5 protein-coding genes and 4 pseudogenes are annotated in these 12,464 nt (G+C 68.6%); 4 read left to right on the top strand and 5 right to left on the bottom strand.

Annotated features, from left to right (window positions below; all coding sequences use genetic code 11):
- Positions 1 to 114: 114 nt before the first annotated feature.
- From AD428_RS18795 to AD428_RS18785, 3 genes are all read right to left on the bottom strand, one after another.
- Positions 115 to 843 carry a FadR/GntR family transcriptional regulator gene (locus tag AD428_RS18795; RefSeq protein WP_053246195.1) on the bottom strand — a complete coding sequence of 243 codons (729 nt, stop codon included), beginning with the start codon at positions 841 to 843 and terminating at the stop codon, positions 115 to 117.
- A gap of 407 nt (positions 844 to 1,250) precedes the next feature.
- Positions 1,251 to 2,219 carry an IS5 family transposase gene (locus tag AD428_RS18790; RefSeq protein WP_053244871.1) on the bottom strand — a complete coding sequence of 323 codons (969 nt, stop codon included), beginning with the start codon at positions 2,217 to 2,219 and terminating at the stop codon, positions 1,251 to 1,253.
- A 69-nt stretch (positions 2,220 to 2,288) separates the two neighbouring features.
- Positions 2,289 to 3,038 (bottom strand): hypothetical protein, encoded by a 750-nt coding sequence (locus AD428_RS18785; RefSeq protein WP_235490952.1) that lies wholly within the window; start codon positions 3,036 to 3,038, stop codon positions 2,289 to 2,291.
- Positions 3,039 to 3,399: 361 nt separating this feature from the next.
- Between AD428_RS18785 and AD428_RS28290 the strand changes: the two genes are divergently transcribed.
- From AD428_RS28290 to AD428_RS27175, 4 genes and pseudogenes are all read left to right on the top strand, one after another.
- Positions 3,400 to 4,071 (top strand): TetR/AcrR family transcriptional regulator, encoded by a 672-nt coding sequence (locus AD428_RS28290; RefSeq protein WP_053246194.1) that lies wholly within the window; start codon positions 3,400 to 3,402, stop codon positions 4,069 to 4,071.
- A gap of 39 nt (positions 4,072 to 4,110) precedes the next feature.
- Positions 4,111 to 6,454 (top strand): annotated as a pseudogene (locus AD428_RS18775) (acyl-CoA dehydrogenase).
- Positions 6,455 to 6,463: 9 nt separating this feature from the next.
- Positions 6,464 to 7,757: pseudogene (locus tag AD428_RS18770) on the top strand (acetyl-CoA C-acetyltransferase).
- A pseudogene (locus tag AD428_RS27175) lies at positions 7,754 to 8,286 on the top strand (enoyl-CoA hydratase-related protein); the annotation flags it as partial. The pseudogenes AD428_RS18770 and AD428_RS27175, both read left to right, overlap by 4 nt.
- 272 nt (positions 8,287 to 8,558) lie before the next feature.
- Here the strand turns inward: AD428_RS27175 and AD428_RS18760 are convergent.
- Both AD428_RS18760 and AD428_RS18755 read right to left on the bottom strand, forming a co-directional pair.
- Positions 8,559 to 10,954: pseudogene (locus AD428_RS18760) on the bottom strand (3-hydroxyacyl-CoA dehydrogenase/enoyl-CoA hydratase family protein).
- Between the two features lie 48 nt (positions 10,955 to 11,002).
- Entirely contained in the window at positions 11,003 to 12,325 is a 1,323-nt protein-coding gene (locus AD428_RS18755) for an OmpP1/FadL family transporter (protein ID WP_053246192.1), read from the bottom strand.
- Positions 12,326 to 12,464 lie beyond the last annotated feature (139 nt).

Raw genomic sequence — 12,464 nt, 5'->3', positions numbered from 1 at the left:
CAAGCCGGTCCCCCTCGCCGCGGACGGCGCATTGCGCCGGCGGTGCCTGTGCACGGTCGGTTCGGGAAGCCGGCGCGCGGGCGCCGGGAGAGAAAAGGTCAGCCGGTCATCGCATCATCGGATCCCCGTGCTGCCGAAGTCTTCGCGCAGCCGCGCCAGGATGCTGACCAGGTGGTCGTGCATGGCGTGGCGGGCGCGGATGGGGTCGCGGTCGACGATGGCCGCGAGGATGCGCTGGTGCTCTTTCTGCGCTTCGGTCCACACGCGGGTGGTCACGAAGTGCTCCTCGAGCCGGTGGAAGACGGGGCTGAGCGTGCTGAGGTGCCAGATGTGCGAAACGGCGGCGGCCAGGGCGGCATTGCCGCAGGCGGCGCCGATGGCGCTGTGGAAAGCGCGGTCGTGTTCGCTGGGCGATTCGGTGGGCGACATGCCGTCGTGCGCGGCGCGGATGGCGGCGATCTGCGCGGGCGAGCCCTTTTGCGCGGCCAGCGCGGCGCACTCGGGCTCGATGAGCAGGCGCGCCTCGAGCAGGTCGAAAGGCCCGATGTCGGTGGCCTCGGCCACGCTGTCCGCATTGGCCGCGGCCGCGTCGCGCCGGGCGGTTTCGCGCGGCGCGCAGACGAAGACGCCGGTGCCCACGCGCACGTCCACATAGCCTTCGATTTCCAGCGCGATCAGGGCTTCGCGCACCGAGGCGCGGCTGACCTGCAACTGCTCGGCCAGGTCGCGCTCTGCCGGCAGCCGCGTGCCGGCGGGAAAGTCGCCCGCCCTGATCCGGGCGGCGATCTGGTCGGCAATCATGCGGTAGAGGCGGGTGGAGGCGACGGCCTGCAGCGAAGTCATGGTGGTCGGAAGCGGTAGTGGGGAAGGGGGAGCTTAACGGCGCGGCGGCGGCGATTCCAGTAGTGGGTCCAGGTGTCTGGTGGTTCGGTGGTCAGGCCACTGCAATGTACCGGACCGGCCGGCGCTTGAAAACCGCCAAATGGTCCGGGAAGCCTGTTTTCAGGGAAAACCACTATGCCGCGCGGCGCGCAGCTCGCCTGGCGACGGACGGGAAATTTCCTTGTAACTGAATTTGCTAAGAAAAATGAGAAGCATTGCTATTAGGGACGGTCTGAACAATCAGCCAGCCGACCCAAATTCATCACTGCTTGTCGCCTGATTTCAGAAAATCAGAAAAAAACGTCCAAAATCCCGATTTTCCGTCGTGTTTTCGCTCAAAAGAGCCCGTTTCCGGGCCTTTTGATGTCCTATGGGCGCACCTCTGCCATCAAATGTCGTCGCGCCATCCACAGATTGCTCAACGTGAACAGCGTCAGCAACTGCGCGGTGTTTTTCGCCAGCCCCCGATACCTCACCTTCGTGTAGCCGAACTGCCGTTTGATCACCCGAAACGGGTGCTCCACCTTGGCCCGCAGGCTGGCCTTGGTGTGTTCATAGGCGTCTTGCAAGGATTGCACCGTCTTGCTCAACTTCTTGCGCAGGCTCGGGCGCAACGCAATATGCCACTGCACATCGCGCCCCTGGTGTTCTTCGCGCTTGCCCACACCTTGATAGCCCGCATCACCCAAGACCAGTTCTTCCTCCCCGTGCAGCAGCCCATCGACCTGCGTCACATCCGCCACGTTGGCCGCCGTACCCACCACCGAATGCACCAAGCCCGTATGCAGATCGACCCCGATGTGCGCCTTCATGCCGAAGAAGTAGTTATTGCCTTTCTTGGTCTGGTGCATCTCGGGGTCCCGCGCGCCCTGGGCGTTCTTCGTCGAGCTGGGCGCATCGATGATCGTCGCGTCCACAATCGTTCCCCGGCGCACCATCAGCCCATAGTCTTGCAGCAGCAGGTTCACGCCTTCGAACATTTCTTCGGCAATGTTGTGCTTCTCAAGCAGGTGACGAAAGTTCAGGATCGTCGTCTCGTCCGGCGCACGACCACCGGGCAGCTTGGCGAACTGGCGCATCGAAAAACTGTCGTACAACGCCTCTTCCATCGCTGGGTCGCTCAGGTTGAACCATTGCTGCATGAAGTGAATCCGCAGCATCGTCTCAATGGGATACGGCTGGCGACCCACCTTGCCTTCTTGCGGGTAGTGCTTGGCAATCTCACCGGCCAGGTAATCCCACGGCACCGTGCGATCCATCTCGTTCAAGAACTTCTCACGGCGTGTCTTCTTGCGCTTACCGGCAAATTCCGCTTCAGAAAAACTCAGTTGGCTCATGATGAACAGACTCGAGAGGGCGTGACAGACGAAGTTTACCGTTGGGCGGGGGAATTGTTCAGACCATCCTTAATGCCGCCTGGCGCGCGATGTACGAGGCGCTGTTCCATTCCACCGGGTCCGCGCGCGCTCGCCGCTCACGATCTGGATCACGGGCGGCGCGGCGCCCCGGCGCGACCGCGCCAGCGCCTGCAAGGCGTCGTACACCATGAAATTGCCCAGACTGAACGCGCGCGCCTGGTTCTTCAGCCAAAATACTTCGGTATTGAAGCTGCGCTGGTCCAGCAGCTCGTCCTGCTCCGCCGTCGCGCCCATGCGCCAGAGCCGCACCGAGGTGTGGTCGGCGCGCTGGTACACCTCCCAGAATCCCGCGTAGCGGCTGGTGGCCACCGCGATGTCGGAGTAGCTGAGCCGCCATACGCCCAGCGCGGCCCAATCCCGCATCTGGGCGCGGGACGCGGCCGACGAGCCCAGCGTGATGACCAGGTCGAGGCCGAGCGCGGCCACGCCGTCGTCGCCGGCCTCAGAGGCGGGCTGCAGGTCCAGCACCGGCACGCCGGGCGGCAGGCGCTCGCGCATGTCGCCGCATTCCAGCACCTGCCTCTGCCGCGCCGGCAGCAGCCGGGACTCGAGCCGCGTCAGGGTTCCGAACAGCGCCTTCACGCCCAGCCTCGGCGCGCGCCCGTCCTGCCCCAGCCCCATCACCAGCAAGGCCGCGATCTGGAACTCCCGGCTCTGGGCGAGCCAGTCGGCCATCTCGTGCATCCACCCCGGCTGCTCGTATCCATCGACCAGCAGCCCCACTCTGTAGGTCTTCATTTCCCTTTGCTCCTGTACCGGCCATATGCGGATCGTTCGAACGCCCGGGCGCAATGCGGTCCCCGCGCACATGCACATCTGTTCCCAGCCCGATACTGCGGACTTTTGCGCGCGCCTTCCAGACGGCTTTCATCCTAGGCCCGTCGTCCGAGGACAAAGGTCGCGAATGATGCGTCCGCACTAGGACAACGCTCCCCCGAACGCCTGATTCGCCTCGTCCGAAAACCCGACGCGCGCCGCGCGCCGGCTCGCCGAAGCGGCCGAGATCCATCGGGGGTAAACCCTATTGGGGATTGCCGGGGTTCGCATTCCGATTCGTTCGGGCGCATACTCAATAAAACAAACGTTTGAATTCAACCAAATGCAAGAATCCAAGACCTCGGGCACGCGCGAGTCGATCCTGGACACCGCCGAAGCCCTGTTCGCCCAGCAGGGACACGACGGCACGTCGATGCGGCAGATCACCACGGCGGCCGGCGTGAACCTGGCGTCGATCAATTACCACTTCGGGTCCAAGGAATCGCTGGTGCAGGCGGTGCTCAAGCGCCGGCTGGCCATCGTCAACCGCGAGCGGCTGCGCCTGCTCGACGAACTGGAGGCCCAGGCGGGAGGCAAGCCGCTCAAACCCTCGCAGATCGTGGACGCGTTTTTCGGCACGCTGCTGCGCCTGGCGGCCGACCCCAACCAGGCCGGCAGCACTTTCCTGCCGCTGCTGGAGCGCACCATGACGGACCCGTCCGATTTCATAAGGGCATTGTTCGCGGAGGAGTACGCCGACGTGCTCGACCGCTACCGTAATGCCTTGTTCGCCGCGCTGCCGGACGTGCCCCGCGCCGAGATCATGTGGCGCTTCCAGTTCATGCTGGGCGCCACGTCCTACGCCATCTTCGGCACCGACCTGCTGCGCTCCGTCACGGGCTGGACCGTGGACGAGGCCGAGCAGCCCGACAACCCGGCGCTGCTGCTGCCGCGCCTCATGAGCTTCCTGCTGGGCGGGCTGCGGGCGCCCCTGCCGCCGGCGCCCGGCAACTGACCCGCGACCCGCCACGCAAGAACCAGGGAGACAAGAACCATGACCGCAGTCCTCATCGCGCTGGCCCTCGTTGCGCTGCTGGCCGCCGTGCTGCTCGGCGTGCGCCCGCTGCGCCGCGCCCTGCTGACCGCGCCCGTGTTCCGCCTCTACCGCAAGGTGCTGCCGCAAATGTCGGACACCGAGCGAGACGCCCTGGAGGCCGGCACCGTATGGTGGGAAGGCCAGCTCTTCGGCGGACGCCCCGACTGGTCCCGCCTGCTGTCCTACCCGCGGCCGCGCCTCACGGAGCAGGAGCGTCGCTTCCTGGACACGCACGTCGAGCAGGCATGCCGCATGCTGAACGACTGGGAGGTCACCCACCGGCGCTACGACCTGCCGCCCGAGCTGTGGGACTACCTGAAACGCAATGGTTTCCTCGGCATGATCATCCCCACGTCCTACGGCGGGCTGGGCTTTTCCGCCTACGCGCACTCCGAGATCGTCACCCGGCTGTCGACGCGGTCTTCGGCGCTGGCCGTGTCCGTCATGGTGCCGAATTCGCTGGGCCCGGCCGAGCTGCTGCTGCACTACGGCACCGAAGCGCAGAAGAACTACTACCTGCCGCGCCTGGCGCGCGGCGAAGAGGTGCCCGCCTTCGCGCTGACCAGCCCGTGGGCGGGCTCGGACGCGGCCGCCATTCCCGACAGCGGCATCGTGTGCAAGGGCGAATGGCAGGGCCGCGAAGTCATCGGCATGCGCGTCACCTGGGACAAGCGCTACATCACCCTCGCCCCCGTGTGCACGCTGCTGGGCCTGGCCTTCCGCCTGTACGACCCGGAGGGCCTGCTGGGCGGCGCGCGCGACGTGGGCATCACCTGCGCGCTGGTGCCGCACGACCACCCCGGCGTGGAAACCGGCCGCCGCCACTTCCCGCTCAACGCCATGTTCATGAACGGCCCCACGCGCGGCAAGGACGTCTTCATGCCGCTGGACTTCATCATCGGCGGACCGGCCATGGCGGGCCAGGGCTGGCGCATGCTCATGGAATGCCTGGCCGCGGGCCGCTCCATTTCGCTGCCCTCCTCCAACACCGGCATGGCGCAGCTCGCCACGCGCGCCGTGGGCGCCTATGCGCGGGTGCGCAGCCAGTTCCGCATGCCCGTCGGCAAATTCGAGGGCGTGGAAGAAGCCCTGGCCCGCATGGGCGGGCACACCTATCTCGTAGATGCCGCGCGCGCCATGACGGCCGGCGCGGTGGACCTGGGCGAGAAGCCCTCGGTGGTGTCGGCCATCGTCAAGTACCACGTGACCGAGCGTGCGCGCCAGGTCGTCAACGACGGCATGGACATCATCGGCGGCAAGGGCATCTGCCTCGGGCCGTCCAATTTCCTGGGCCGCGCCTACCAGCAGATTCCCATCGGCATCACCGTGGAAGGCGCCAACATCCTCACCCGCAGCCTCATCATCTTCGGCCAGGGCGCGATCCGCTGCCATCCCTACGTGCTCGCGGAGATGCGCGCGGCCCAGGCCGACGACGCGCGCCAGGGGCTGCGCGATTTCGACCTCGCTTTCTGGGGCCATGCGCGCTTCGTGCTGCGCAACGCCCTGCGCGCCCTGGGCGCGGGCCTCACCGGCGCCCGCCTGGCGCGCGCGCCGGCCGAAGCCGCGCCCGCCATGCAGGGCTACTACCGCAAGCTGGGCCGCTATTCGTCCGCCTTCGCCCTGCTGGCCGACGCCTCCATGCTGGCGCTGGGCGGCAGCCTGAAGCGCCGCGAGCGGCTCTCGGCCCGGCTCGGCGACATTCTTTCGCAGATGTACCTGGCCAGCGCCACCCTCAAGCGCTTCGAGGACGAAGGCCGGCAGGCCGCGGACGAACCGCTGGCGCACTGGGCGCTGCAAGACGCCCTGCACCGCATCGAAGACGCTTTCGAGGGAGTGCTCGACAACTTCCCCAACCGCGCAATGGCGCGCGCGCTGCGGCTGCTGGTCATGCCCCGGGGCCGCGCCTGCCGCCCGCCTTCGGACGCGCTGGGTCAGCAAGTCGCGCGCCTGCTGATCGCGCCCGGGCCGGCACGCGACCGCCTCACCGCGTGCTGCCACCTGCCCGCCACGGCCCGACGAGCCGGTGGGCGCGCTGGAACAGGCGCTGGCGGCTGCGCTGGAGGCCGAGCCCGTCGAGGCGCGCATCCGCGAGTTCGAGAAGCGCGGCGGCCTGCAGGGCGATCCGCGCGCCAATGTGCGCGACATCGCCGAGGCGGCCTATGCGGCCGGCGCGCTCTCCGACGAAGAATATGCGTTGGTGAAACGCCGCAATGACTTGCGCGACCGGGTGGTGAGAGTGGATGATTTTGCCTTCGACCTGGGTGCGGCCGGCAAGGCCGCAGCCGAGCGCAAAGCGGCGTGAGGGGGCTGCATGACGTTCAAGCCGGTTTATGTCGTTGACGGTGCCCGCACGCCCTTCCTGAAAGCGCGTACGGGGCCGGGGCCGTTTTCCGCCGCCGACCTCGCCGTGCAGGCCGGGCGCGCGCTGCTGCTGCGCCAGCCCTACGCGCCCACCGACCTGGACGAGGTCATCGTGGGCTGCGCCGCCCCGTCTCCCGACGAGGTGAACATCGGCCGGGTGATCGCGCTGCGCCTGGGCGCGGGCGACCGCGTGCCGGGCTGGACGGTCATGCGCAACTGCGCCTCGGGCATGCAGGCGCTGGACTCGGCCATCGCCAACATCCAGTCGGGACGGTCCCAGCTGGTGCTGGCCGGCGGCGTGGATGCGCTGTCGCGCGCGCCGGTGCTGTTCTCCGACGGCATGGTGCGCTGGCTCGCACGCTGGTATGCGGCGCGCGGGCTGGGCGCGCGCCTGGCCGCGCTGCGCGCCCTGCGGCTGCGCGATCTGGCGCCCGTGATCGGCCTGCTCAAGGGCCTTACCGACCCCGTGGCGGGGCTTTCCATGGGCCAGACGGCTGAAAACCTGGCCACGCAGTTCGGCATCGGGCGGGCCGAGATGGACGCCTACGCGGCCGCCAGCCACCAGCGCGCCCTGGCCGCACGCGCCGCGGGCGCGTATGGCGGGATCGTTCCGATCGTCGATGCGCAGGGCCGCCTCTACGACCACGACGACGGCGTACGCGAAGACTCCACCCCCGAGAAGCTCGCCAAGCTCAAGCCCGTGTTCGACAAGCCCTGGGGCAACATCACGGCGGGCAACAGCTCGCAGGTCACCGACGGCGCCGCCATGCTGGCGCTGGCTTCCGAAGAGGCGGTGGCGCGCTGGAACCTGCGGCCGCTGGGCCGCATTCTCGACAGCCAGTGGGCCGGGCTCGATCCGGCGCGCATGGGTCTGGGCCCGGTGCACGCCGCCACGCCCATCCTGCAGCGGCACGGACTGGCGCTGAACGACCTGGACCTCTGGGAGATCAACGAAGCCTTCGCGGCCCAGGTGCTGGCCTGCCTGGCCGCCTGGGACGACGAAGCCTATTGCCGCGAGCACCTGGGCACGCCGGCCTGGGGCCGGCTCGACCGCGACCGGCTCAACGTGGACGGCGGCGCCATCGCCATCGGCCACCCGGTGGGCGCCTCGGGCGCGCGCATCGTGCTGCACCTGCTCGAAGCCCTGCGGCGGCGAGGCGGCCGGCGCGGCATGGCCGCCATCTGCATCGGCGGCGGCCAGGGCGGGGCCAGTGCTGGTCGAAACCCTGGAGGAACGCGCATGAACGCCCCGCAAACCTGGGCGCACTGGCGCCTGTCGCGCGACGCCGACGGCCTGGCCTGGCTCGTCTTCGACCGCGCCGACGCCGCCGTCAACGCGCTGTCGGCCCGCGCCATGGAAGAATTTTCCGAGGCGCTGGACGCGCTGGAAGCCTCGCCGCCGCGCGGCCTCGTCATCCGGTCCGGCAAGACCGGCGGCTTCATCGTGGGCGCCGACGTGAACGAATTCGCCGCGCTCGACACGCCCGAACAGGCCCGCGCCCTGGTGGCGCGCGGCTGGAACCTCTTCAACCGCCTCGCCGCCGTGCGCTATCCCACCCTGGCCCTGATCGAGGGCCATTGCCTGGGCGGCGGGCTGGAGCTGGCGCTGGCCTGCCGCTACCGCCTGGTGGCCGACTCGCCCGGCGTGTCGCTGGCGCTGCCCGAGGTCATGCTGGGCATTTTCCCCGGCTGGGGCGGCATGCTGCGCCTGCCACGCCTGATCGGTGCGCCGGCGGCGCTGGACATGATGCTCACCGGGCGCGGCGCCGATGCNCGGGCAATGTGATCTGTACCATCGGAATGCTTCCTGGGTTTCTGGGAACTGAAAATACGCGAACAAAAACGAAAAACGCGGCTTGAGCCGCGTTCGTCTGGAAACTTGCTGAGTCTTACCGCCGACCTGGCACGGTGAAACCCGACGCACGAAAACTTAACGCGACATGGGGCGCTTGCCGACCGGCAGGCGCGTGGCGGCGACGATGTAGGCGTCTTGAATCTGCGTGTTCATATCATTCCTCATGCGTCCATGGGGCCGCGGGGCGGTGTCAGTTCCGCAGCGGCTTGCCGGTATCCAGGGTGTGGCGGATGCGTGCCTGCGTTTCGGGCGTGCGCAGCAGCGCCATGAACTCGCGGCGCTCCACCGCCAGCAGCCATTCCTCGTCCACCCGCGTGCCGGCGTCGACCTCGCCGCCGCACAGCGCCACGGCGGCGCTGCGGGCCACGCGGTAGTCGTGAGCGCTGATCATGCCGCCTTCGCGCATGTTCACCAGCATCATCTCGAAGTTGGCGATGCCGGCGCGGCCGGCCACCGGCACGCCGGTCAGCGGCGGCGCCGGCGCATGGCCGGGCATCGGCGGGCGGCGCGGGCCTGCGCGAGCGCCACGTGCAGCAGCTCGTCGGGGTGGAACAGCACGATGTCGTGTTCGCGCGCGAAGCCGGCCTGTACCGCTTCCAGCGCGCTCTTGGCCACTTGCGCCATGGCGATGGTCTGGAACACCGGCTGCAGGTAGGGAAACACCTCGCCGGCGTGGCCGTGCGGGCCGCCAGCGCGGCGGCGCGGGCGGCGAACTCCTTGCTGCCGCCGCCGGCCGGGATCAGGCCCACGCCGGCCTCCACCAGCCCGATGTAGCTTTCGAGCGCCAGCACGCGGTGCGAGGCGTGCATCAGGAATTCGCAGCCCCCGCCCAGCGCCATGCCCTGCACGGCGGCCACGGTGGGAATCTGCGCGTACTTGAAGGCCAGCGAGGTGCGCTGGAATTTTTCGACCATGGCTTCCAGCATGTCCCACTGGCCGGCGGCGCAGGCCTGCGACACCTGCTCCAGGTTGGCGCCCACGGCGAAGGGCGCCTCGTGCCAGATGACCAGCCCGTCGAAGTCGCGCTCGGCCAGCGCGATGGCGCGCTGGATGCCGTCGAGCACCTCGCCGCCGATGGTGTGCATCTTGGAGGTGAGCGACAGGATGGCGATGCCCGGGTCGGCCTCGGGCAGCCGCCACAGCCGCACGCCCTCGTTCTGCCACAGGGTTTCGCCGCGGGAGTCGGGGGCTTCGCCATAGACCCGCTCGGGGTAGAGCTGGCGGCGGTACACGGGCAGCGCGGAGCGCGGATGCAGCTTGCCGTCGCGCGCCGAGTACGAGCCTTCGGGCGTGTGCACGCCCTGGCGCGACGGGTCGGTCGCCCAGGCGGGCAGCGGCGTGTCGCTCATGGCGCGGCCGGCGGCGATGTCCTCGGCCACGGCCTGGGCAATGGCCTGCCAGCCGGCGGCCTGCCACGTCTCGAAGGGGCCCTGCGACCAGCCGAAGCCCCAGCGCATGGCCAGGTCGAGGTCGCGCGCGTTGCCGGCCACGCCTGCCGGAGCTGCGCCGCGCAATAGTGGAAGATGTCGCGGAACAGGCTCCAGAGGAACCGGGCCTGCGGATGGGGTCGCAGGCGCGCAGCGCGGCAAACCGCTTGCAGGGGTCGCGCTCCTTGAGCAGGGCGGCCACCTCGTCGGCCAGCTTGCCCGCGCTGGGGCGGTAGTCCTGCGCGGCGAGGTCGAGCACCTGGATCTCGCGGCCCGCCTTGCGGTAGACGCCGGCGCCGCTCTTCTGGCCCAGCGCGCCGCGCGCGATCAGGGCCGACAGCCAGCCGGGCAGGCGGAAATACCGGTGCCACGGGTCGTCGGGCAGGTTCTGCTCCATGGTGCCCACCACGTGGGCCAGGGTGTCCAGCCCCACCACGTCGGCGGTGCGGTACGTGGCACTCTTGGGCCGGCCGATGCGCGGCCCCGTGAGGGCGTCCACTTCGTCGAAGCCCAGGCCCAGGCGCTCGGTGTGGTGCATGGCCGCCAGGATGGAGAAGACCCCGATGCGGTTGGCGACGAAGTTCGGCGTGTCCAGCGCGCGGATCACGCCCTTGCCCAGGCGCGTCGTGAGCCAGGTTTCGAGATCGTCCAGCACCGGAGGCCGGGTATGCGGGGCGGCGATGATTTCCACCAGCCGCATGTAGCGGGGCGGGTTGAAGAAATGGATGCCGCAGAACCGCTCGCGCAGGCTCTCGGGCAGGGCATGGGCCAGGGCGTCGATGGACAGGCCCGAGGTGTTGGAGGCCACGATGGCGTCCGGGGCCACGTGCGGCGCGATGCGTTCGTACAGCGCGGTTTTCCAGTCCATGCGCTCGGCGATGGCTTCGATGACCAGGTCGCAGCCGCGCAGGCGCTCCAGGTCGTCGTCGTAGTTGGCGGGCGTGATCAGGGCCAGCCGGGCCGCCCCGGCCAGGGGCGCGGGTTCGAGCTTGGCCAGGCCGGCCATGGCCTTCCTGACGGCGCCGTTGCGGTCGCCCTCGGCGGCGGCCAGGTCGTACAGCAGGACCGGCACCCCGGCATTGGCCAGATGGGCGGCGATCTGCGCGCCCATGACGCCCGCGCCGAGTACGGCGACGTGTTTGACGGCGAACTTGCTCACGTTTGTCTCCTGAGAATGCGGGCGGCGCCGGCCGCCGCCCGGGGACGTTTAGAAGCGCGACGACACCTGCAGGCCGAAGATGTGGCCGCTGCTGTCGTAAGTGCCCGCCACGCGGCCCTTGGTTAGTTGGTTGCCCGAAGTGGTGTCGATGTCGGTCTTGCGCAGATAGAGATAGGTATAGCCCACGTCCAGCGTGGTGTTCTTGGTGGCCTGCCACTGCACGCCGGTGGAGAACCAGTAGCGGTCGTTGTCCGGCAGCGAGGTGGGGCGGTCTTCGGCGTGGTGCACCGGGGATTGGTCGAAGGCCAGGCCGAATTTCCATTTCCAGGCCGGCGCGAACTTGTAGTTGGCGCCGATGGCCACGCGCCAGGTATCGCGGAAGTTGAGCGGCAGGTCGTCGTCACGCGCGCCCGTGCCCGAGTTGCGGATCTTCAGGTCGGGAATGCTGCTCCAGCCCGTCCACGAGACGTCGCCCAGCAGTTCCCATTTTTCGTTGAGCTGGTGGGTGGCGCTCAGCACCAGCGTATCGGGCAGCGTGACGCGGGTCTTGGCGTCGAAGGACACCGAGCTGCCGGTCGGGTAGATGCTGGTGATGTCGGTATCGCCCTTGGCCCGGTGGGTGATCTTGGAGCGGTACGACAGGCCGATGCGCGTGTCTTCGGTGGGCTGCAGCATGAAGCCGACGTTCCAGCCCCACGCGTCGCCCTTGAGATTCAGGTCGGCGTCGCCGGTGCTGGCCAGGGGCAGGCCGGGCAGCGGCACCACGGTCTTTTTCTTGTAGTTGGCGTCGATGTGCTGCCAGTTCAGCCCGAAGCCCATGGAGAACTGGTCGTTGACCTTGTAGGCGATGGACGGGTTGACGTTGATGGTCTTGATCTCGAATTTGTTCGAGTGGTATTGGCCCACCCAGTCGTCGTCGTACTCCGTCATGAGGCCGAAAGGCGCGCCCACGCCCAGTCCCAGGTACCACTGTTCGTTGAGCTGCCACGAGGCGTACAGATTGGGCACCACGCCGAGATTGCCGGCGTCTCCGCCCTCGCCGCCGGTGGGGCGCGCGCCGCCCAGCCCCGTGCCCGGCAGCCCCGGCACGCTGGGATTACGGCTGTCGCCGTTGTCGGAAAACTTGAACGATGGCTTGATGAGATTGACCCCGGCGGAAATGTTGAAGCCGGGCAGGTAGGTCATGCCGGCGGGGTTGTAGTAGATGATGCTGGCGTTTTCGGGATTGGCGGCCGAGCCGGCGTAGGCATTGCCCAGGCCGCTGGCGTTCTGCTCCAGGAGCTGGAAGCCCGCCGCGTGCGCTCCCGCGCACGCTCCGAGGCCAGCGATGACGGCCGACAAGGTGCCCAGGGTCAATGTGCATCTGCTCATGGTACTGCCTCCTCGTGTTGGGAACGGAGTGGTTTTCTGGTGTTGCCGGTTTCGGGTTCCGGTCTTGTGGGCTCGTGCCATCCGCAAGGCGTGCATGGGCCGTTTATTCTGGCTGGCGCGCGGCGCGCCGCCCTGCGCG

It is taken from the genome of Achromobacter sp. DMS1 (assembly GCF_001270295.1).
Note: the sequence above shows the minus strand (reverse complement) of the source record. Positions and strands in the feature narration are given on the sequence as shown.

What these genes read in the sequence shown, in the direction of transcription:
- AD428_RS28290 (WP_053246194.1), top strand. Translation starts at nt 3,400, where the DNA reads ATGCAAGAATCCAAGACCTCGGGCACGCGCGAGTCGATCCTGGACACC.
- AD428_RS18795 (WP_053246195.1), bottom strand. Translation starts at nt 843, where the DNA reads ATGACTTCGCTGCAGGCCGTCGCCTCCACCCGCCTCTACCGCATGATT.
- AD428_RS18785 (WP_235490952.1), bottom strand. Translation starts at nt 3,038, where the DNA reads ATGAAGACCTACAGAGTGGGGCTGCTGGTCGATGGATACGAGCAGCCG.
- AD428_RS18790 (WP_053244871.1), bottom strand. Translation starts at nt 2,219, where the DNA reads ATGAGCCAACTGAGTTTTTCTGAAGCGGAATTTGCCGGTAAGCGCAAG.
- AD428_RS18755 (WP_053246192.1), bottom strand. Translation starts at nt 12,325, where the DNA reads ATGAGCAGATGCACATTGACCCTGGGCACCTTGTCGGCCGTCATCGCT.